Annotated in this window: 17 protein-coding genes and 1 pseudogene; 3 read left to right on the plus strand and 15 right to left on the minus strand. The window is 58.7% G+C overall.

The genetic code is table 11. From position 1 onward, the window contains the following. Positions 1-28: 28 nt before the first annotated feature. Positions 29-373 carry a 2-oxoacid ferredoxin oxidoreductase gene (locus tag ACWKWE_RS27355; RefSeq protein WP_166595280.1) on the plus strand — a complete coding sequence of 115 codons (345 nt, stop codon included), beginning with the start codon at positions 29-31 and terminating at the stop codon, positions 371-373. An 82-nt stretch (positions 374-455) separates the two neighbouring features. Here the strand turns inward: ACWKWE_RS27355 and ACWKWE_RS27360 are convergent, their stop codons facing one another. The 11 genes and pseudogenes from ACWKWE_RS27360 to ACWKWE_RS27410 form a co-directional block, all read right to left on the minus strand. After that, on the minus strand, positions 456-1,088 hold the full coding sequence (locus ACWKWE_RS27360) for a DUF5666 domain-containing protein (protein WP_483852252.1): 633 nt from the start codon (positions 1,086-1,088) through the stop codon (positions 456-458). Positions 1,089-1,310: 222 nt separating this feature from the next. After that, positions 1,311-2,777: a D-alanyl-D-alanine carboxypeptidase/D-alanyl-D-alanine endopeptidase gene (gene dacB / locus ACWKWE_RS27365; protein WP_483852253.1), complete on the minus strand. Its 1,467-nt coding sequence runs from the start codon at positions 2,775-2,777 to the stop codon at positions 1,311-1,313. Positions 2,778-3,109: 332 nt separating this feature from the next. After that, positions 3,110-3,454, minus strand: coding sequence for a YggL family protein (locus ACWKWE_RS27370; RefSeq protein WP_166595283.1), 345 nt, complete (start codon positions 3,452-3,454; stop codon positions 3,110-3,112). 103 nt (positions 3,455-3,557) lie between these two features. Further along, positions 3,558-4,580 carry a carbon-nitrogen hydrolase family protein gene (locus tag ACWKWE_RS27375; RefSeq protein ID WP_483852254.1) on the minus strand — a complete coding sequence of 341 codons (1,023 nt, stop codon included), beginning with the start codon at positions 4,578-4,580 and terminating at the stop codon, positions 3,558-3,560. A gap of 23 nt (positions 4,581-4,603) precedes the next feature. Further along, entirely contained in the window at positions 4,604-6,436 is a 1,833-nt protein-coding gene (locus ACWKWE_RS27380; protein ID WP_483852255.1) for a solute symporter family protein, read from the minus strand. A gap of 82 nt (positions 6,437-6,518) precedes the next feature. Further along, positions 6,519-6,851 carry a DUF485 domain-containing protein gene (locus ACWKWE_RS27385; RefSeq protein WP_483852256.1) on the minus strand — a complete coding sequence of 111 codons (333 nt, stop codon included), beginning with the start codon at positions 6,849-6,851 and terminating at the stop codon, positions 6,519-6,521. 286 nt (positions 6,852-7,137) lie between these two features. Continuing rightward, the gene (locus tag ACWKWE_RS27390) at positions 7,138-8,037 is read right to left on the minus strand and encodes a LysR family transcriptional regulator (protein ID WP_166595286.1); all 900 of its coding nucleotides are present in this window, start codon (positions 8,035-8,037) and stop codon (positions 7,138-7,140) included. A gap of 91 nt (positions 8,038-8,128) precedes the next feature. Continuing rightward, on the minus strand, positions 8,129-9,013 hold the full coding sequence (locus ACWKWE_RS27395) for a methyl-accepting chemotaxis protein (protein WP_371928538.1): 885 nt from the start codon (positions 9,011-9,013) through the stop codon (positions 8,129-8,131). Further along, positions 8,987-10,123: pseudogene (locus ACWKWE_RS27400) on the minus strand (methyl-accepting chemotaxis protein); the annotation flags it as partial. The pseudogene ACWKWE_RS27400 and the gene ACWKWE_RS27395, both read right to left, overlap by 27 nt. Next, positions 10,066-10,641 carry a chlorite dismutase family protein gene (locus tag ACWKWE_RS27405; RefSeq protein WP_166595288.1) on the minus strand — a complete coding sequence of 192 codons (576 nt, stop codon included), beginning with the start codon at positions 10,639-10,641 and terminating at the stop codon, positions 10,066-10,068. The gene ACWKWE_RS27405 and the pseudogene ACWKWE_RS27400, both read right to left, overlap by 58 nt. 52 nt (positions 10,642-10,693) lie before the next feature. After that, entirely contained in the window at positions 10,694-11,596 is a 903-nt protein-coding gene (locus ACWKWE_RS27410) for an HD-GYP domain-containing protein (RefSeq protein WP_483852257.1), read from the minus strand. A 309-nt stretch (positions 11,597-11,905) separates the two neighbouring features. Here ACWKWE_RS27410 and ACWKWE_RS27415 point away from each other — a divergent pair, with 309 nt between their 5' ends. Both ACWKWE_RS27415 and ACWKWE_RS27420 read left to right on the plus strand, forming a co-directional pair. Continuing rightward, complete coding sequence (locus ACWKWE_RS27415; protein ID WP_483852258.1) at positions 11,906-12,619, plus strand: SDR family NAD(P)-dependent oxidoreductase; 714 nt, start codon at positions 11,906-11,908, stop codon at positions 12,617-12,619. Positions 12,620-12,868: 249 nt separating this feature from the next. Further along, positions 12,869-13,891, plus strand: a complete 1,023-nt coding sequence (locus ACWKWE_RS27420; RefSeq protein WP_483852259.1) for an alpha/beta fold hydrolase — start codon at positions 12,869-12,871, stop codon at positions 13,889-13,891. Between the two features lie 75 nt (positions 13,892-13,966). Here the strand turns inward: ACWKWE_RS27420 and ACWKWE_RS27425 are convergent, their stop codons facing one another. From ACWKWE_RS27425 to ACWKWE_RS27440, 4 genes are all read right to left on the minus strand, one after another. Continuing rightward, positions 13,967-17,599 (minus strand): transporter substrate-binding domain-containing protein, encoded by a 3,633-nt coding sequence (locus ACWKWE_RS27425; protein ID WP_483852260.1) that lies wholly within the window; start codon positions 17,597-17,599, stop codon positions 13,967-13,969. 8 nt (positions 17,600-17,607) lie between these two features. Next, positions 17,608-18,231, minus strand: coding sequence for a response regulator transcription factor (locus tag ACWKWE_RS27430; RefSeq protein ID WP_166595290.1), 624 nt, complete (start codon positions 18,229-18,231; stop codon positions 17,608-17,610). A 383-nt stretch (positions 18,232-18,614) separates the two neighbouring features. After that, the gene (locus tag ACWKWE_RS27435) at positions 18,615-18,935 is read right to left on the minus strand and encodes a response regulator (RefSeq protein WP_483852261.1); all 321 of its coding nucleotides are present in this window, start codon (positions 18,933-18,935) and stop codon (positions 18,615-18,617) included. A gap of 350 nt (positions 18,936-19,285) precedes the next feature. Next, complete coding sequence (locus ACWKWE_RS27440; RefSeq protein ID WP_483852262.1) at positions 19,286-20,044, minus strand: hypothetical protein; 759 nt, start codon at positions 20,042-20,044, stop codon at positions 19,286-19,288. Between the last annotated feature and the right edge of the window lie 19 nt (positions 20,045-20,063).

Here is a 20,063-nt window from a genome sequence, read left to right on the forward strand (position 1 = left end):
TCGCTCCTTTTTTATCGAAGGGACTGTCATGAAACATTGGGCGGGAGCTGTGGCGTTGGCGCTGCTGACGGGGTGCATGGGCTTGAATCAAACGCGTTCGGCCGGGCCTGCGCAGGTGTATGCGAGCCAGAAACCCGCCGCTGCGGTGGCCGAATGCATCAAGGTCAGCTGGGGCAATGTGCAGCTGTTCGGTGATGTCGCCGATGTCTTCATGGAGCAGGGCAAGCCTGGGGAGTTCACGGTGTACACCACCGAAGGCGAGTACTTCGCGGACGTGAGTGCGAAGGGCGGCTCCACCGCAATCAGCTTCTACGCCAAGCCGGGCGGCAAGGCGGTAGACCAGCGTGGAGCAATGGTGGCGACGTGCTTGTGAGGCATGCCCTCTAATTACTGAAACGCTGTTTAAGCGCTCTTGATTCTGGCCACCCGGCCAGAATCAAAGCGGCGTAAGTGCGTCACATCGGCGGTGTCACGCCATTCTCACCCGCAGAAATCGACAGCGCGCTCAACGAGCCGTCCGCTGCCGGTTGTGCTTGCACGATGACCTTCACGCCCGGCTTGAGCAGGCTGCGGTCGCCGGGCACCAGGTTGACGATGGGCACGTCGTCCGGGATCACGATCTTCTTCTGACCGCCCTTGTAGTTGACGGTGATGGTCCGCCCGTTGCTGTTCACCAGATCGCCCACCGAGCCATTGGTCATCGTGCTGTCCTTGCCCAGGTCGAACGCCCGATGGCCGTCGCCCGTGCCGGCCATTTCCGGCGGGAACACGTGCACTTCCAGCGCTTTCAGGGTGCCGTCCGCTTGGGGCACGGCGGCTGAACCCACGTAACTGCCCGGTTTGATATCGGCGACCTGTGCCAGCGTCACGCCGCGCACTTGTGTGTCTTTGGTCAGCTTGACCTGCAGGTCTTCGTTGCGGTTGCTGTGAACCTTCAGTACATCGCCGTCAATCGCGGTGATTGCGCCGCGGACGCGGGTCGGCTTCGCATCTTCTGCCTGCGAGGGTCCGGCCATCAGCATGGCGGATGCCAACAGACTGGAAATCAGCAGGGTGTCACGCAGTCGCTTGCCTGTTGTGATCTTCATGGTGTCGCAATCCTGTGTGGTGAATCAGAACGCCGAGCTTAGCGTTCCCCGCACAGGAAGTGGATGACATCACTGTCAGAATTGGCAGCCTGCGCTTGAAGTGTTTCAGGCATGGCGCGGGAACATGCACAGACGCCCATGGGCGCGCGAGGCCGTGCAAAGCAGAGAGGGGAGTCAGGCGCGCCGTCGTGAGACACGACAGCGCGCCGCTCGAAGGGCGTATTACTGTTGCAGCGAGATGGATGTGTTGGCCAGTTTTGGCTGATTGAACATGCTCACCAGCACTTCATCGAGAATCGACGAGGCACCCCATGGGCGAGCGTCGTTGAGGATCGCGACCACGACCCAGGTGTTGCCGTTGCTGTCCCGACTGAACCCGGCGATGGCGCGAACGGTATTCAGGGTGCCGGTCTTGATGTGCGCTTCCCCGCGCAGCGCGGTGCGTTTCAGGCGTTTGCGCATGGTGCCGTCCATGCCCGCCAGCGGCAGCGAACTCATGAACTCGGCCTGGTACGGGCTGTTCCACGCGGCCTGGAGCATTTGCGCCATTTCACGAGCGCTCACCCGTTCAGCCCGGGACAGGCCAGAACCGTTCTCCATCACCAAATGCGGCGCGGTGATGCCTTTCTTCGCCAGCCACTGACGGATCACCCGTTGCGCGGCCTTGGCGTCATCGCCATCCGCCTCGTTGCGAAACTCGGAACCCAGGCTCAGGAACAGTTGCTGGGCCATCGTGTTGTTACTGAATTTGTTGATGTCGCGAATGATTTCCGCGAGGTCCGGGGAGTAGGCCTTGGCCAGCAGCTTGGCGCTGCCGGGCACGACGTCCAGACGGTCCTTGCCGAGAATGGTGCCGCCCAGTTCTTGCCAGATGGCGCGCACGGCACCGGCGGTATAGGTCGGGTGGTCGAGCAGCGACAGGTAAGTCTGCGAGTTGCAGCCGTCGCCTAACTGACCGGACACCGTGACGGTGATGCCGCCATCGGCCTCAGGGACCGGGTTGTACAGCACGTCGCCGGTGCATTTGTTCGACGACAGCGCCTTGACCTGATTGTTGATGTGAATGGCTGCGATAGGCGGTTCGACCGAGACCAGAATCTTGCCACCATCGTTGCGGGTCACGAAGCGCAGGGCCTTGAGGTTGACCATCAGCGAATCGGGGCGGACCAGGAACGGTTTGTTCTTGTCATTGCCGTCGTCATCGAACACCGGCAGTTGCGGCTGGATGAAATGGCTGCGGTCCAGCACCAGATCGCCCGTCACTTGCTGCACGCCATTGGCGCGCAGGTCACGCATCAACAGCCAGAGTTTTTCCATGTTCAGCTTCGGATCACCGCCGCCCTTGAGGAACAGATTGCCGCGCAGAACGCCGTTGCTCAGGGTGCCGTCGGTGTAGAACTCGGTTTTCCACTGATGGGTCGGGCCAAGCATTTCCAGCGACGCGTAGGTGGTGATCAGCTTCATGGTCGACGCCGGGTTCACCGAGACGTCAGCGTTGAACACGGTCGGAGTGCCCGGACCGGTCAGCGGAAGCATGACCAGGGAGAGGGCATCGTTGTTCAGTTTGGCGACCTTGAGGGCCTCTTGAACCTTGGGGGGCAATGCGGTGTTGATCGGGGCAGCGGCAACAGACAGCGAAATCGGTAGAAGCAGGGTGGCAAAAAACAACGGACGCAAAGACTTGATCATTCAATAAACCCTACTGCAATGAAGAGGGACAACCGGAGGGGATGGATTCCCTCGTGACATGAAAACGGCCGCGACTGAAAAGTGTCCCGGCCCAACAGGCAAAAAATAGCGCCTGGTGACAGTGCGGCATTATGCCCCAAGCTTTCGTGACTTGCGCCGGGGGACAGCCGTCAAACCGCGCTATTTTTTCAAATCTTGTCGAATTGTCATGTGAAACGACAGGCTTCTGTCTGTTTTCGATAAACCACCGCCCATAAAAAAACCACCCATGAAGGGTGGTTTTTAGTCATGACCGATGCCAAGCGACATTCAGTCATGTCAACGCAGCGCGATTACTTCGCAGCGTTGATCGGCTTTTCCGGGTACCAGGCATCCAGCAGTGCGCTGACTTCGACCTTGGTCACTTCACTGCGACCTTTCAGCCAGGCTTCAACGGTGGCGCGTTGCTCTTCGGTGACCGAGCCGCGCTCTGCCAGGCAAACCAGGCCGTAGTCGTCACCGCCAACATAGTCGAGGCCGTTGGCGTCCATGGCTTCGGTCAGGAAAGCGTCGAGGAACGCGTCCACTGCCGCTTCGTCCAGATCCTCTTTGAACTCCAGATTGAGCTCAAAACCCAATTCCTGAAACTCGTCAACACACAGCTTCTTGCGCAGACGACGGGAACGGTTAGTAGCCATGAAAAAATCCTCTAAGTAATTACGGTGCGCAGTCTATCAGCTAAGGCCGCGGGATGCCTGTTCTGTTCGAATGCCCCTCCGGTCGCGATTTCATGGCCTCAAATCAATCCAGCGCTGGCAATGCCTCCAGGTTCGGCCGACTTGCCGGATCGGTGTCCTTGAACGTCGCGGGGCTGATGCGGCGGCGGTCGATGGTCAGGTCGAACACGTCGAAGCGGTTGTAATAGCCGGTGATGTCGTGAAACTGCTTCGGCTCGATGCAATCGTTGAGGTTGAACGTGGCGTAGGCCAGGCCCTCTTCGTTTTGCAGCGTGTCGCCGAGGGTTGCGCCAGTCGGGTCAAGAAACTGCGTCGCGGCGCGGGGGCTGTTGTCGAGCACGTCGATGGCCACCGGGTCGCCGCTCTTTTTCAGCAGGTCGAGCATCGAATCATCGACGAAACCGGCGTTGAGGATGCCAAACACTTTCGCTTCGAACGAGTGAGCGCCCGCACGAATGCGGTTTGCCGCCAGGTTATCGAAGTTCTGGCCTCCGGGTTTGCGCGTCGGCCAGATCGCCGGCCATGCGGAAATGTGAATGTGCTCGCCTTGCGCCGCCAGTGAATAGCGGGCGAGGGGGTTGGTGTTTTCGCCGCAGATGAGCGCGCCGATGTTGCCGATACGCGTATTCGAGACCTGCAGGCCGTGGCCGTCGCCAGGTGCCCAAACCATCTTTTCGTAGAAGGTCGGGACGAGCTTGCGGTGGTGATTGAGGACCGTGCCTTCCTCGTCGATCAGGACGTTCGAGTTCCATATGCAACCCACGCTCGCCCGTGTCGATTCGCTGAAACCCAACGACACGATGATCTTGTGGCGACGGGCTGCGGAACGGATCGCGGTGATTTCCGGGCCGTCGATCATCACGCTGTTTTCCACCATCAGACGAAACCAGTCGTGGTTGTAGATGGGGGCCCAGAGTGCCGCCCAGACCGGGAAACCGGGGATGAACGATTCCGGAAACACGACGAGCTCCGCGCCATTGGCGGCGGCCTCTGCGATGAACGAACAGGCTTTGTCGACGCAGGCGGCCTTGTTCATGTAAACCGACGCGGCGTGCGCGGCGGCGACTTTGACAGTGGGGAGTGCCATAACCTTTACCTTATTCAAACGATTTAGTGATGTGCCGCTTCGGCGACGCCCAGCCCGGTCTCGCGCCGGACGGAAAATTCAACCCAGCGCGACTGAGAGAGCTGGCTCGGGAACACCAGCGAAAACAGCACCACCAGCAAGAAGCCCAACGGGATGGAAATCAGGCCGGGGTTGCGAAGCTGGATCAACGGCTCGCTCAGGCCGACGAGGCTGGTGGCCGAGGCCGGAATTCCGTTCGCGATGGCCGTTTGCGCGGCGGCATCGCTGACCCATTTGGCGCGCTCTTCCGGTGTCGCTTGCAGGGTGCCGTTGTCGGTCTTCTCGACCTTGGTGCTGGCGGCCGTCGCCGCGCTGATCGCCGCCTGTTTTTGCATCAGCGGGTAGGTCATGTTCGGCGACACCAGTACCAGTCCGATGGACAGGATTGTCCCGCCCAGCAACCCGGCCACCACGCCGGCGGTGCTGCAGCGTTTCCAGTACAGCGTCAGCAGGAGGGCAGGCAGGTTCGCCGACGCCGCCACCGCATAACCAAGGCCGACGAGCTGCGCGACGTTCTGACCCTTGGCGGAGATGCCCGCCAGAATGGCGACGGCGGCGATGGCCAGGGTCGCGATGCGTGCGGCGTTGGTCTGCTCCCGTTCGGTGGCCTTGCCTTGGCGAACCGCCCCGACGTACACGTCATGGGCCAGAGTGGACGCGGCGGCGAGCGTGAGACCTGCAACTACGGCGACGATGGTGGCGAAGGACACCGCCGCCACGAAAGCCAGCATCAGGTTGCCCGCGAGGCTGTCAGGGCCGCCCCCGAGGAATTGCGCGAGCATCGGCGCTGCGAGGTTGCCGCCTTTGTCCATGGACGCCACCGCAAACGGCCCGAGGTGCAGCGCGGCGGAGAACCCGATCACCACGATGAACAGGTGGCAGAGGCCGATGAGCAGCATCGCGGTGAGCGCCGAGGTTCGGGCCTGCTGGGCGTCACGCACGGTGAAGAAGCGCATCAGAATGTGTGGCATGGCGGCCGTGCCCAGCACCAGCGCCAGGCTCAGCGAGATCTGCTCAACCGGGTTTTTCAGGTACAGGCCAGGCTCCATGAAGCGTTGACCGGCCTGTTCCAGTGACAGATTCGACACCCCGTTCAGCAGCGTTCCGAGCACATGTTTCTGTACGGCGGCGCTGCCAACAAGGTCGCTGAAAAACGCGCTGATGTTGAAGCCATAGGGTGCCCAACTCAGCACCACCAGCAAGAAGCAGAACGAGATCAGCAGGGTGGCTTTGAGAATCTGCACCGAAGTAGTCGCCCGCATGCCGCCAAACAGCACGTAAATCAACATCAGACCGCCCACCGACACCACCGATATCTCGAACGGAATGCCAATCAACGCGGCGATGATGACGGCGCCGCCGACGATTTGCGGGACCATGTAAAACAGCGCCACCAGCACGCTTGATATGGCCACGGCAGATTTCGAGGCACGGAAACTGTTGCGGAAAGCGAGCACGTCGCCGAGGGTGAACTTGCCCAGATTGCGGCAAGGTTCTGCCACCAATAAAAGGACGGGAATGAAAGAGATGAAGAAGCCAATGACGTAGGTGATGCCGTCCAGCCCATAAATGGCAATCAGACCGGAAACGCCCAGGAATGCGGCAGCAGACAGGTAATCCCCCGCAATCGCCAACCCATTCATTTTCCCGGAGAGCGCGCCGCCGGCGGTGTAGAAATCCTTGACGGAATTGTTCTTTCGCGCAGCCCAGTAAGTAATCGCCAGGGTGATAAAGAACAACAGTGCGAACACACTAAAGGTCATGGCCCGATTGCCGTCCGACACTAAGGTCGCGGCCTGGCTGTGAGTGGCAACCATGGAAAGTAGGGCCGCCGCCAAGAGTTTCGCCTTGCCTGAAACATGAGCGGATGCGTGAGGGGAGCCGAGGAGGCGTGCGGGATTAATGTTTGACATGTTCATCCTGGAATCTCACGGAAACTTCAGTCACGAGGGAGACGGCCATGCGATCAATGCCTTTCAGGCGATAGGCGTAGAGCACGGCAATGGCGGCGCCGAAAAAGTATTGACCCACGAGATAAATCAATCCGACGTTAATCGCGCCGATGACCTTGTAAGCCAGAAACTCGGGGAAGTAGGCGGACAGGACCGGGATCGCGAAGTACACGGCCATGCTGACAAACATCAAAAGAGACACCAGCCTTCTTCGGCGTCTAATTAATACGGCGAAATCGGGGTGCGCATAAATGGCGTTCCAGATGTTTTCAGGTTTCATGAACAGGCCTCGCAAGTGTGCAGTACGTTGGCGAGTCTAAATCAATGAAAGGCTTCGCCAATCAGCAATGCCACAAGGCCTGTTGCATTCCTGCATCCCTATCTCGGTGCCCTGAAACAGGATGTGCGACGCTTTGGTGCGATTTGAAAATGCGAGGTGCTGACGGCGGCTCGATGGGCTGCCAGTGCACGGCTTCAAGGCGGGTTGAGAATATGGGCTGCACGTGGGCGGGGCGGCGTGTTTGAATGCGCTGGGTTTAAAACACTAAGAATGGGGAGGACCTGTACTAAGCGTTTCGGAAATGCTCGTCGTTTTTAAACAGCCGGGTCAAATAAGCGGTCATGGTTTTGATGCGGGCAATGTAACGCAGGTCCTGATGAACGCTCAGCCAGAGTTCTCGGGTAATGGCTGGGGTCGTCAGTTCGATTTTCCGAAGGCCGAAGCGCTCGGCTTCAGAAAACGAGGGCAACATGACCAGGCCCACGCCCGCCGCTGCGGCGAACATCTGCGACAGCATGCTATTGGAGTAAAACACGATGTTCGGCTTTTGGATCAGGTCATCCAGCCAGCGCACGGCGCTGATCTCGATCAGCTCTTCGACGTAACCAACGAAATCGTGTTCGGCCAGATTCTGCGCATCTGGCAAGCCTTTCTGGGCGATGTAATCGTCTGAGGCGTAGAGGTTCAGTTCAAAGCTGGCCAGCCGTTCGGAATGGAAGCCATGACCCTTGGGTTCGAAGAAGCCGAGGAAGACGTCAGCCTCGCGCCGGGTGACCTGCAATTGATGGGTCGACGTCACCAGCTCCAGGGTCACGTTCGGGTGCAGCGCTTGAAGCCTGGGAATCTGCCGGGTGAGGTACAGCGAAGCGAGCCCTTCCATCGTGCCGACTCTGACGCGGCCCGCGATTTCGTTGGTGCCTGTGTACAGCTCGTCCAGCAGCCCGGAAAACCCGGCGCCCATCAGCTCGACCTGCGCCAGCAACCGGGTCCCCTGATCATTCAGCTGCAACCCGGTGTTGCCGCGTTCGAACAGGCTGAAGCCGAGGCTGTATTCCAGATGATTGAGCCGACGGCTCACCGTCGATTGATCGACCTTGAGCTGCTTGCCGGCCTTGGACAGGTTTTCGCAGCGGGCCACGTGCATGAAAATCCGGAGGTCGTCCCAGCTTAGATTTTCAGCTCTCATCGATACGTCCTGGCGGGAGAAAGGCGAGGCTCATTATCGAGTGGCCCTTGCTCAAGCTCAAGGGCGTTTATCACCGGGGCGTCTGGCCTGATCAGGTCACCTTGAAACGCTGCACCAGCGCCGTGAGTTCGATGCTCAGGCGCGACAGCTCGGCACTCGCCTCCGTGGTCCTCAAGCTGTTTTCCACCGACTCGTCCGCGATGTCGCGCACCTGCACCAGACGGCTGCTGATCTGTTTCGAGGCTTCGGTTTGCTGGTCCGCCGCGGCTGCAATGTTCAGGTTCATGCTGTGAATCGACGCCACCGAGCCACGGATTTCGCTCAGCACCTGTCCGGCGGCCCGGGCCAGTTCCACGCTGGAGTGGCTCATGCTTTCGCTTTGCGCCATCAGCGCCGTGGCGTCCCGTGCCCCGTTCTGCAATGACAGGATGAGTTGCTCGATCTCTTGAGTGGATTGCTGCGTGCGCTGTGCGAGGCTGCGAACTTCATCGGCCACGACCGCAAACCCTCGTCCACTTTCGCCTGCACGTGCGGCTTCGATGGCCGCATTGAGGGCGAGCAGGTTGGTCTGGTCGGCGACTTCGCGAATGACGCCCAACACCCCGTCGATCTGTTCGCTGTCATGGCGCAAGCGAGTCATGGCCGTGCTGCATTGCGTCACGTGGGTCAGCAACTGATCGAAGTGAAGCAAGGCCTGGGCGATGATCTGGTCGCCCTCGACAGTGCGCTGCTCCGTCACCTCGGTGGCGTGGGAGGTGTCTCGGGCGTTTTGCGCAACGTGCTGCGCGCTGGCGACCATGTCTGCGACCGCCACGGCCACTTGCGAGGTCTGCTCCCGTTGCTGTCCGGCGCCCACGTCGTTTTGCGTGGTGATGACGGACAGCGCTTTAGCGGCCGAGGTCAGGCGCTCGGCACCGCCGCCAATACGGCCGATGATTTGCCGAAGCTGTTCGGCCATGTCCTGCATGGCCGTCATCATCTGGCCGATCTCGTCTCGGTTGTCGGTGCTGAATTCGCTCGACCTGAACTGGCCGGTCTTGCGCTCGCCGGTCACATCCCCCGACGCGATCTGACGGGCGAGCAGCAGGGCGCGGTTCAACGGCGGGATGATTTGTCGCGTGATGAGCCACGCGGCGCCCAGCCCCAACATCAGTGTCAGCGTGGCGGTGGTGAAGAGGAACCCTTGCGCGAAACGCACATCCGCCTGACGCCCCTCGACATGCTGGCGATAAAGGGTGTCGCCCAGGGTTTGCAATTCCTTCGCCTGTGCAAGCATCTGCCCCTTGGCTTCCAGGCTGGTTTGAATGTCCTGACGGAATTGCGCCACCTGATCCTGATACACCAGCACGGTGCTGAGGGCTTCTTCCAACAGTTGCTGGAGGTTTTCGTTCGGCAACTGCTCCCACAAGTCGTTGCCCTGCTGGCGAATGCTGTCAGCACTGGAGGACAGCATGCGGTGCGCGTCGTCTGTCGGGTTCTGCACGTAACTGTCGACTTGATCCTGCAACGTGGCAGTCAGTGATCGCAGTGTCACGGCGGACTGAAGGGCGGCGCCAATGCGCACAGGGTCACCCGCCAGCGCGTCGAACAGTCCGCCGGTGACGTGCTCCAGTCGGCTTTTGATCTTGCCGATCACCGGCGTCATCAGGTGTTGGGCGTCCTGAGCGTGACGACGGGCCGCGACGAATTGGTTGAACGTGTCCTGATAGTGACCGCGCACGGCCTTGATGCGCTGGACGGACGCCAGAGCGCGGTCACCGGAATCGCTCTGGACGCTGGCGACGATCTGGTCGAACCGTTCGATTTCCTGGTGAAAGGCTTCAACCGCCGACGCCTCCATGGCACGGTCGAAGTCATGCTCCTGAAGGCGAATCTTCGCGATCTGGCTGTCCAGGGAAATGCTGTCCACCAGCGACTGGCTGCGGGTCGCGAGTTGGTTGACGTTGTACAGCGCGCTCCAGGTCAGCAGCGCGGTCAACAGCAGTACCGCACCAAACCCGGCGATCAATTTGCCCCTGACCGACGTCATCATGCCGGGCCTGCCTGCACCAGACGGATGTCCACTTCCCGGTCGACGAATTGCCATTCCACGGATTCGCGCAGGCGCGCCAGCAGATCGTCGAACGCGGCACTGTCCGCAGGGGCAAACTCGAACCAGGTGACGAAATCAAAGGGCTGAGCCATGGCAAGATCGCGGCAGTGGTACAGCCGGCGGGCGATGGCGGGGAGGTAGCGCATGCCGATGGCAATGTGGTTGGACTGCGTTTCGATGATCGCTCGGCGCTCGTCCTGGGTCAGCGCCCACCACGCAGGATTCTTGCGCAGCGCGATCAGGGCCGCGCAGGTGGCGGCGGGGCGCCCGAGATCGGGCTGGCGGGCAGCGAGCGCGGTTTTCTCATCGCGGGTCACGTAGCGCTCGTTGCTGGTAATGCCTTGCAGGTGCCAGACGGACACGCGTGGGGCCTCACCTGCGACGCCCGGCAGAACCGACACGCGCGCGGCATCTGGCAACGGCGCCCCCGTAAGGTTTGTCTGACGCTGAATCGGCCAGGACCCTTGTTCCCCGCCGATAAAACTGAACAGCCGTTGTGACGGTGCGCTCATCGCGAATACTCGAAAAAGACTGCACGGCTCGGGTGCAGCGTGTGGATGAACATCAGGCGGCCACCGACGGTGTGAGCCGTTGGGCGAGGTGTTGGATCAACGCCTGATCGGGGACCGGTTTCAACTGGTCAGCCGTGCCTTTTTTGCCGGTGCCACGCACCCTGAGCAGGTTCCCCTGATCGGGCCGGTAGAGTTCGTAACCCATTTCGCAGGCCGGGCAGAACACCAGATCGCCTGCGCCATGGGTGCGCGACACGACGACCGTGGGTCCGCAGTTCTCGCAGCGCCTGAGCGGAATGCCGGCATCGGTATGGCCCAAAATGTGCTGCAACCCGCCTTCACGCCCCAGGCTGACGAATAAATGCGCATAGGCCTCGTGAAACTGGCTGCCTGCGCTGTCCTCGACGATCTTCAATGCGTCATCGAGCGGCATGCCCTTGCGATAGGGCCGGTCGCTGGTCATTGCGTCGAAGGCATCGCAAATGCCGGTGATGGCGGCCATTCGCGGAATCTGGTCGCCGCTCAGTCCTCGCGGATAGCCCCGTCCGTTGGGCATTTCGTGGTGGGACCAGACCGCATCCATTACCAGCCCGGCCAGCGGGTGGGTGTCCAGTAAACGTTTGCCGATCTCGGGATGGGTCTTGATGACGTCGTATTCGTTCTCCTCAAGCCGACCCGCCTTGCGCAGCACCGCATCGGGAATGCCGATCTTGCCCAGGTCATGAACAAAACCTCCCAGCGCGATCAATTGCACCTCGGTCGCGGACAGACCGGCTTTATCTGCCAGCAGCGCGCAATACTGAGAAACCCGCCACAAATGCCCGCTGGTGTAGGGGTCCCGTGCTTCCACCAACCAGGCCATCGACAACAGGCTCGCCAACAATGGCGTGTCGGCGGAGGGCGATGGGGGCACTGGCGTTCCCAGCCAGTCGTTCAACCTTTGCATCAGTTTCATGGGGTATCGGCTTCCGAAGGAGGAGTGAGCACGGCTGGCTTTGTGCCGCTATGCCACCCATTTCGTTGGCGAACAGCGTTTGGTTACAGGCCTTTGAAATATTTTTTTGGGGGCGGCGTGGAGGTGGCAATTTTGGTGAGTCGGCTGTGGCACAGGCTAAGCAAGCTCATCGGAGCCTGTGCATTTTTTATCAGCCGTTGAGACCAGATGGTGAATTTTTAAGTGCCTTCGGCGAACCTAAGATCGACTCCCCTGTTTGAATACGGCTGTTCTGCAATGACCCGCCGATCTTTTTTGGAGAGTAGAACCATGAGCAATTCGCAAAAAGTCGCCATCGTCACCGGCGCATCCCAAGGTCTTGGCGCGGCAATCGTCGCGGGCTATCGCAATGCCGGTTTTGCCGTGATCGCGAATTCCCGGAACATCAAGCCATCGTCGGACACCGGCGTTATCGCCGTGCCGGGTGACATCGCCAGCCGCGAAACGGCGCAGAAGCTGATCGACACCGCCATTGAGCGTTTCGGTCGCGTCGACACGCTGATCAACAATGCCGGCATCTTTATCGGTAAGCCGTTCACGGAATACACCGCCGATGACCTGGCCCGCATGCTGCAAACCAATATTCACGGCTTCTTCAACATTACCCAGCTGGCCATCCCGGAAATGCTGAAGCACAAGAACGGCCACATCGTTCAAATCACGACCACCTTGGTCAACCAGGCGTTGACCGATATTCCAGCGGGCCTGGCACTGATCACAAAAGGGGGCCTGGACGCGGTCACTCGCGGTCTGGCCATCGAATACGCGACCCGGGGCATCCGCGTGAATTCCGTGGCACCCGGCATCATCAGGACGCCAATGCACGGTCCGGAAAATCATGAGTTCCTGGGCAAGCTGCACCCAATGGGCCGTATGGGCGAAGAGCAGGAAATCGTTGACGCCGTGATGTACCTGGAGAACGGCGCGTTCGTCACCGGCGAGCGCCTGAACGTCGACGGCGGCCAGCACGCCGGTCGCTGGTAATCGACGGCTTGTCGACGCGGGTCGTGGATCACGCGGCGCCGCTCTGAATGCGCGGCTCGTAGCACGGCGTTTGGTGTCGCACTTGAGAGCGAGTCGGGGGTGGTTTCGGAATGAAGGGCGGGGCGGGAACTCGCGGCCTCGCCTGATTTCGAAAGGGCCACACCCGGTTGTCATTCCGGGCCCAGGCCTCACGTCTTAACGCTGTCTTAACCAGCGAGTGGAAGCCTGCCTTTTTTCAGAGGGCTTTTCATGTTGCGATCAGAACTCTCGCGCCTGGTGCTCGCCTGTGCGTTCATTTTCACGGCGTCCACCGCCGCTGCGGCCGATGCTTCCACGTCCCGCTACGGGGAAAATCTGGAAGGCTTCAAATACCCTTATCCGTTGCATTATTTCGCCTTCGAATCCCAAGGCACCCAGCTGCAAATGGGCTACATGGACGTGCCGCCCACAGCGAACGCCAACGGTCGAACGGCGGTGTTGATGCACGGCAAGAATTTTTGCGGCGCCACCTGGGAAGACAGCATCAAATCCCTGAGCGCTGCCGGATACCGCGTGGTCGTGCCCGACCAGATCGGCTTTTGCACCTCGACCAAACCGGATCACTATCAATACAGTTTCCATCAGCTGGCGGACAACACCCATGGGTTGATGGCCAGCCTCGGCATCAAGAACGCTGACATCATCGGTCACTCTACGGGCGGCATGCTTGCCGCTCGCTACGCGCTGAGCTACCCCGAGCAGACCGCTAAACTCGTCATGGTCAACCCTATCGGCCTGGAAGACTGGAAAGCGAAAGGGGTGCCGTGGCGCAGCGTCGATCAGTGGTATCAGCGTGAACTGAAGCTTAATGCCGACGGCATTCGCAAATACGAGCAGGCGACCTATTACGCTGGCCACTGGAAGCCGGAATACGAGCGTTGGGTGGACATGCTCGCGGGGCTGAACGCGGGGGCCGGGCATCAGAAAGTGGCGTGGAACTCCGCGCTGATCTACGACATGATTTTCACCCAGCCGGTCGTTTACGAATTGCCCAGCCTCAAGGTGCCCACGGTATTGCTGATCGGCGATGCCGACACCACGGCGATTGGCAGCGACATTGCGCCACCCGAGGTGAAAGCCCGGATCGGGCATTACAACGTCCTGGGCAAAGAAACCGCCAAGCTCATCCCGGGCGCCAGGCTGGTGGAGTTCCCTGGGAAAGGACACGCGCCACAAATGGAAGATCCGGTGCTGTTCAGCAAGACGTTGCTCACCGAGCTGGACCGCAACTGATAGCGTGAGGTGCGTAAAGGGAAGCCGCTGTCTGGGGTGCTTCCCTCTTTTGTATTCGGTTCTCAGCGCTCACCGCTAGGATTGGCGATGCTGAAGCAATGCGCGTTCGAGCCTCATCAGTGCGCCTCTCAATGCCTGTGCGTGATCCTTCAGCGTGATCGGCGGGCTTTCATCGTCACAGGCGTGTTCAAGCTGGTCACAGAGAGCAATGACCTCACTGGCGCTGATGATCCGCGCGGCGCCTTTGATCTTGTGTGCGATGTCGCGCATCTCCTGGCGATTGCCCCGTGTGCTCACGTCGTTCAGCTCTTGGGCATCGTCACGACAGCTGCTGATCAACTGTTTGATCAGGTGTTCGATCATCGTCGGACGATCGCCGGTCAGCGCCAGGATACTGCCCATGTCGAACGGTGGATTTTCGGTCTTGAGCCCCCGGTAGCGCTGCCCGACCCCGATTCGTGACAGCCGATCATTGAGCGCGGTGAGGCTGATCGGCTTGAACAGGCAATCGTCCATGCCGGCCTCGCGGCAGCGCAGGATTTCCTCGGGTTGTGCATTGGCGGTGAAGCCGAGAATGGTGCACGGTTGCTGACCACCCTCACGTTCGTGGGTGCGGATTGCCCGTGTCAGGTCGTACCCATTCATGACGGGCATGTTGCAATCGACGATCACCAGATCGAAGTGTCGGGCCAACCAATGCTCCAACCCTTGGGCCCCCTGTTCGGCCACCTCGCAACGATGCCCCAGGAACTCCAGTTGCTGGCAGAGCAACAGGCGGTTGGCGGGATGATCGTCGACCACCAGAATGTCCAGCGTCGCGGTGTCATGCTCGCTGTTCTCCTTGACCAAGGGAAGGTTGGCCAGCGGGTCGAGAGGCGTCAGGTCGAACATCATGTGCACGCGGGTGCCCTGGCCGGGCTCACTGTCGAGGGTCAGGGTGCCGCCCATCATTTCGCACAGACTGCGACAGATGACCAGTCCCAGCCCGGCGCCGGTTCGGGCCAGTTGCCCGCTGTTGTCGGCCTGAGCGAGGGGCGCGAACAGCCGGGCCTGATCCTCCCGTGTAATGCCGATGCCGCTGTCCTGGATGACCACGTGCAGGCGAACCTGTTGCTCGGTGGCGGAGTCCTCGGCTTGCAGGCTGATGCGGACCTGACCCTGCTGGGTGAACTTGATCGCGTTGCTGATGAGGTTGGAAAGAATCTGCTTGAAGCGCAGGGGATCGATGAGCACATCGATGTTGATGCGGCTGTCCAGGTCCAGTTGCAGCGACAGGCTTTTTTGCCGCGCAAGGCCGTCGAAAACCCGGACCACCGATTCTACCAACTGCCGAAGATTCGCCCGCTCAGGGCTGAGGGTCAGGCGGCCCGATTCAATGCGCGCAATGTCGAGAATGTCGCCGATCAGTTCCAGCAGGTCCTTGGCGGAGCTGTACGCCACTTCAATGGCAGGACGGTCGAGCTGACCCTGGTCCGCACGTTTGAGGGCCAGTTCGAGCATGCCAATGACAGCGTTCATCGGTGTCCGGATTTCATGGCTCATGGTCGCCAGAAAAGTACTCTTGGCGCGGTTCGCGTCGTCAGCCTGTTGTTTGGCGGTTTGCAGTTCCTCGATCAATTGGCGGCGTTCGCTGATGTCGATCCAGCCACCGATAATGCCTTGTACCTTGCCGAGGGAATCCCGGAACGGAAGAATCCAGTGGTAGATGGTTAATGAGCGATCACCGATGTGCAGCGAACGGTCGAGGATCAGCGGCGTGTCGTTCTGCATGACCTGTTGATAGTCGGCAACGTACTGCCGGGCTTCCTGGGCATCGCTCAGCACCCCGTCGAGGATGCTCTTGCCGATCACGTCTTCGCGGTTAGCCGAAAAGGCGGTCAGGTAGCTGTCGTTGCACAGTTGCAGCAACCCGGCACTGTCGCGCACGTAGATGGGGTGGGGCGTGCCGTTGACCAGCGCGCTCATGAATTCGAACTGGTCACCCAGCGCACGTTCGGCACGTACGCGCTGCTTGATCTGACGCCGCATCCAGGCGTTCCAGGCCAGCAAGCCGAGCAGCAACAGGCCCGCACCGATGACGATCTGGTAAATCAGCAGTTGATAGTCCTGCCAGGCGCCACCCCCTGAAGGGACATACGTGCGCCAGCGGTTGTTTATCACCGCCAGGTCTTCCGGCGCAATGCTCGACAGCGCCTTGTCGATGATGCCGCTCAGTTCCGGGGCGTTGCGCGACGTTGCCATGGCGATGCGCGCCGGGTCACGGCCCACCGTCACCCGCATTTGCAAGGCATCGCTCAGCCCCCGCGATGAGATGAAATAATTGGCGCTGAACAACGACGTGATAGCCCCTTCCACGCGACCATGGGCCAGCATGTCGAGCGCCTGGGCGGGATTGTCGACTTCCACGGGATAAATGCGCGGGTACGCTTGCTGGAGGTATTCCATCACCGGGCTGCCGAGGGTGAGGGCAATGCGTTTGTCTTCCAGTTGATCGAGATTGGAAGGACTGGACGTTTCCTTGCGGGTCACCAGCACAAAGGCGTTGTCCATGTAGGGGCGACTGAAGTTGAAGCGGTTTTCGCGTTCGTCGCTGGGCACCATGGCGCCGATAAGGTCGGCCTGCCCTTGGGTCAGCCGGTTCATCATGTCGCGCATGCTCGGCGCGTGACTGACTTCGAAGCGCAGCCCGGTGCGCAGCTTGACAAGGTCCAGCAGGTCCGCCGTCAGGCCGCGAAAGTTACCGTTGACGTCGAAAAAAGTCAGCGGCGCGTAAGCATCGTTGATCACCACCCGAACCGTTGGATGCTGGGCGATCCAGCGTTCCTCGCGTTGGGTCAGTTGCAGTTTCTGGTCAGTGAGCAGCAGGTCGGCGCCTGCACCCCAGCGTTTGGAAATGGCGATGCGCTCCTCGATGGGAATGCCCTTGAGGACCAGGTTGACGATCTCCAGCAGCGCTGTGTTGTCGCCCTTGACGGCAAAGCTGAACCCGTTGGGCTCGTGCTTGCCAAAGTTGGCCATCTGAACGTTGTTGAGGTAACCCTTGTTGATGACGTAGTGGGTTGAAATGGCGTCGCCCAGAAAGACGTCGGCCTGATTGAACGCGACCGCATTGATCGCGCTCTGGAATGAAGGGAAAGTCTGTAAGCTCGCCTTGGGGTAAAGCGCGCTGATTTCGTCCGGGGGCAAGTAGTGATAGACCATGCTCAGGCGCAGGCCATTGAGACCATCGGTCAGACTCCGGTTCTCACCCGTACGCGTCACCAGTACCGGCTGGTCAACGGCGTACGGAGACGAAAGTTTGAGTTCGGACCCTGCGGCCTCGTAACCGTTGGCGCTGCCCAGCAGGTCGATTTCCCCGCTGAGCAGTGCGTCGATGGCCGCGTTCCTTGAGTCATAGCGCAGGACCCTGATGGGCAGGTCCAATGCCCGCCCCAGAATACCCGCGTAGTCGGCGGTGAAACCTTCGTAGTCACGGCCGGTGAGGGTCATGTCGAAAGGGGGGTAGTCCGGAGCGGAAGTGCCCAGGACCAGCTCGCGCTTGTTGCGCACCCACTGCCACTGCGTCCGGTCCAGCGTCACATCCATGTGCGCCGGGTTGGCACGGCTGAGCAGGGTATAGCGTTCGGCCGCAGCCGATCCGGCATGAATACCCATGCTCAGGCATGCCAACACGCATGCTATCCAATAGTCCTTCAACCCCTTAGACATCCTATCTCTCACACTAGCGAATTGCGTTTTGCCATCTCGATAAGTTCGACGAGCGTCTTGACTTTCAATTTTTGCATCAGACGGGTTTTATAAGTGCTCACCGTCTTGTTGCTGAGAAACATGCCCTTGGCGATTTCCTTGTTTGTCCGCCCTTGGGCAAATAGCTGAAGGACCATCAGTTCTCGGTCATTGACTATTTTGAAGCGCTCCAGTTCTTCGGGAACTCCGTCTGTCTGCGACATGCCGAGCGCCTGACTTGGAAAATAATTGTAGCCAGAGAGTACCGCTTTCACCGAGCTGACAAGTTCGCTGAGGTCTTCTTGCTTGCATACATAGCCCGCGGCGCCGTTTTGCATGCAACGGATGGCGAACAAACTGGGTGCTTGTCCGGTCAGTACCAGAATCTTTGCTGGCAGATTCATGGAATTGAAGCGCGTCAGGACCTCAAGGCCGTCGAGTTTGGGAATGCTGATGTCCAGGATGATCAGGTCCGGCATGCATTCGCGGACCATCTGCATGGCGTCCACCCCGTTGTCGGTCTCGCCCACGATCTCGTAATTCTCATTCTCAAGCAGCATCCGGATGGCGAGACGAATCACAGGATGATCATCGATGATAAAAACTGTTTTCATAATTCAATCCATAACGAGCAACGAAGAAAGCGCGCACCTTATCTCAGAAACTAGAGGGCGCGCATGAGCTGAAAGGGCTGATGGCTGTATATAGGAAATGTCCTACAAAAAATGGCGTATTGCCGTACGTCATTACTCAAGCGGCTCAAAAAAGTTTAAAAAACGAGCGTTATAGTCGTCGAAAAAAAGTTATCAGTCGCATGACGTTTATTGCGAATCGGAATGATCCTACATTGAAGTCAGGCGCTGACTACATATCTAAACCACTCAAAAAGGTGATGCAGCAACGCCTACCCTCAAAATGGGGTATTCATTAACGACTGGGCAGCGTGATGTTATTAACTTGCCAGCGATGCAAGTGCCAATGAGATGCCGCGATAGCGTCAGCAGTCACCGGGAATGGAAGAAATAAGTCGGAACAGTTCCAGCGTGTTCAACGGCTTGATCAGGCAACCGAGTAATGGGATGCCGTTTCTGATGGCCTGAGTTTCGATATCCTGCAACTGTGACGGTTCCAGACCACTCAGCAAGACGGCCTCTCTTATCAGGCACCGTCGGCTTGCCCGTTCGATCAATTCGATGCCGCTCATGTCCGGCAGGCGTTGATCGCAGAGCAGGAGGTCGTAAGGGATGTCGCTGCGCTCCATTGCCGCCAGCGCTTCACTGGCGGTCAGGGCGGGGGTCACGCAGTAGAAGCCGTGCATCATTTGTCATCAGAGTTTGTAACGCGCGCACGTAGTATCAATAGGTTAGGGGTGAGAGTGTCACCTAAAAACGTACTGATTGGACATTAGAAATTGGTTTTGCATCTCAGATGCCATTGATTGATGGAACGAAGAGGGCCCGGTGATCTTTACGTGGCAGCTACCACGCTAAGAGAGTCTTGACGCGTAAATGAGAAGGGCTCGGAAATGAGAATATGTCGAATCACTAAAAATTACTTTAGTGAGACGAATCAAGGAACGGAAATCCAGGCAAGGAGGGATAATCTAGATGGTTTTTGAAATGGAATAGTTGGCGGAGAATTGACGCCTACAAATGAGTATGCGCGTAGTTATTTTGTTTTGATAGCTTTCATGACTGCGCTTCTATCGAGAAGACGCTGAAATCTTCCATTGGCAAGCGTTATAGTGGTGGCCACAGTAAGTAGTCCGCGATCTATCATCCGATGAATCTGCTGAGGTCTTACGCGCAAAAGTGCGGCTGTCTCTCTGCATGTTATGTAGGTTTTAAAGAGTTTTCTAATGATAGGGATGGATTTTTTGGAAAAAAAATGTCTGCCCCAAAATTCTGGTTCTATCAGTCCCCCTTGTATCAGTATTAGTTGTAAGTCTGTCACTGGGATGTGAAGGATTTTTGAAGCTTCACCCATCGAGATGTAACGAGCTCTCCAGCAATTCAACCTTTCTACTAAATCTGCGGGAATGATATCTGTTAGTCGATATTTATTTGGTGAGGATGCTTCGGGTAAGATCGATGTGACAAGTTTTTTTAGCCAGCGGCCAGGTATTTCTAACTCTCTTGCGACAGCTCTGTAGGTGACTCCTGTGGTGTTTGCTTGCTTTTGTATCGTTTTCTTTGTTTTCTTTGTTTTCTTTTGGTCAATATGCTCGAGTGCTGAGAAATCTTCGTCTCTTGAATATATTTGTATTGAATTGGAATTTATATGTTTGATGTTGAGACGTTTGAGTGTGCGCGTTACTTTGCTCGTCGAGATATTATAGGTGAGGGCTAGTTCGGTTGCTAAGATGTATCTCTGCTTGAAATTATTCAGTGCGTCTAGCGAGAGGAGAGTAGTGCGTCGTGTACTCATCGAGTCTTCGAGGAAGTCG

The sequence above is a fragment of the Pseudomonas salicis genome (genome assembly GCF_057128705.1).

Excerpts from the sequence above, each read along its gene's own strand:
- ACWKWE_RS27355 (WP_166595280.1), top strand. The coding sequence starts at position 29 with ATGAAACATTGGGCGGGAGCTGTGGCGTTGGCGCTGCTGACGGGGTGC.
- ACWKWE_RS27360 (WP_483852252.1), bottom strand. The coding sequence starts at position 1,088 with ATGAAGATCACAACAGGCAAGCGACTGCGTGACACCCTGCTGATTTCC.
- dacB (WP_483852253.1), bottom strand. The coding sequence starts at position 2,777 with ATGATCAAGTCTTTGCGTCCGTTGTTTTTTGCCACCCTGCTTCTACCG.
- ACWKWE_RS27370 (WP_166595283.1), bottom strand. The coding sequence starts at position 3,454 with ATGGCTACTAACCGTTCCCGTCGTCTGCGCAAGAAGCTGTGTGTTGAC.
- ACWKWE_RS27375 (WP_483852254.1), bottom strand. The coding sequence starts at position 4,580 with ATGGCACTCCCCACTGTCAAAGTCGCCGCCGCGCACGCCGCGTCGGTT.
- ACWKWE_RS27380 (WP_483852255.1), bottom strand. The coding sequence starts at position 6,436 with ATGGTTGCCACTCACAGCCAGGCCGCGACCTTAGTGTCGGACGGCAAT.
- ACWKWE_RS27385 (WP_483852256.1), bottom strand. The coding sequence starts at position 6,851 with ATGAAACCTGAAAACATCTGGAACGCCATTTATGCGCACCCCGATTTC.
- ACWKWE_RS27390 (WP_166595286.1), bottom strand. The coding sequence starts at position 8,037 with ATGAGAGCTGAAAATCTAAGCTGGGACGACCTCCGGATTTTCATGCAC.
- ACWKWE_RS27395 (WP_371928538.1), bottom strand. The coding sequence starts at position 9,013 with ATGACGGCCATGCAGGACATGGCCGAACAGCTTCGGCAAATCATCGGC.
- ACWKWE_RS27405 (WP_166595288.1), bottom strand. The coding sequence starts at position 10,641 with ATGAGCGCACCGTCACAACGGCTGTTCAGTTTTATCGGCGGGGAACAA.
- ACWKWE_RS27410 (WP_483852257.1), bottom strand. The coding sequence starts at position 11,596 with ATGAAACTGATGCAAAGGTTGAACGACTGGCTGGGAACGCCAGTGCCC.
- ACWKWE_RS27415 (WP_483852258.1), top strand. The coding sequence starts at position 11,906 with ATGAGCAATTCGCAAAAAGTCGCCATCGTCACCGGCGCATCCCAAGGT.
- ACWKWE_RS27420 (WP_483852259.1), top strand. The coding sequence starts at position 12,869 with ATGTTGCGATCAGAACTCTCGCGCCTGGTGCTCGCCTGTGCGTTCATT.
- ACWKWE_RS27425 (WP_483852260.1), bottom strand. The coding sequence starts at position 17,599 with ATGTCTAAGGGGTTGAAGGACTATTGGATAGCATGCGTGTTGGCATGC.
- ACWKWE_RS27430 (WP_166595290.1), bottom strand. The coding sequence starts at position 18,231 with ATGAAAACAGTTTTTATCATCGATGATCATCCTGTGATTCGTCTCGCC.
- ACWKWE_RS27435 (WP_483852261.1), bottom strand. The coding sequence starts at position 18,935 with ATGCACGGCTTCTACTGCGTGACCCCCGCCCTGACCGCCAGTGAAGCG.
- ACWKWE_RS27440 (WP_483852262.1), bottom strand. The coding sequence starts at position 20,044 with ATGAGTACACGACGCACTACTCTCCTCTCGCTAGACGCACTGAATAAT.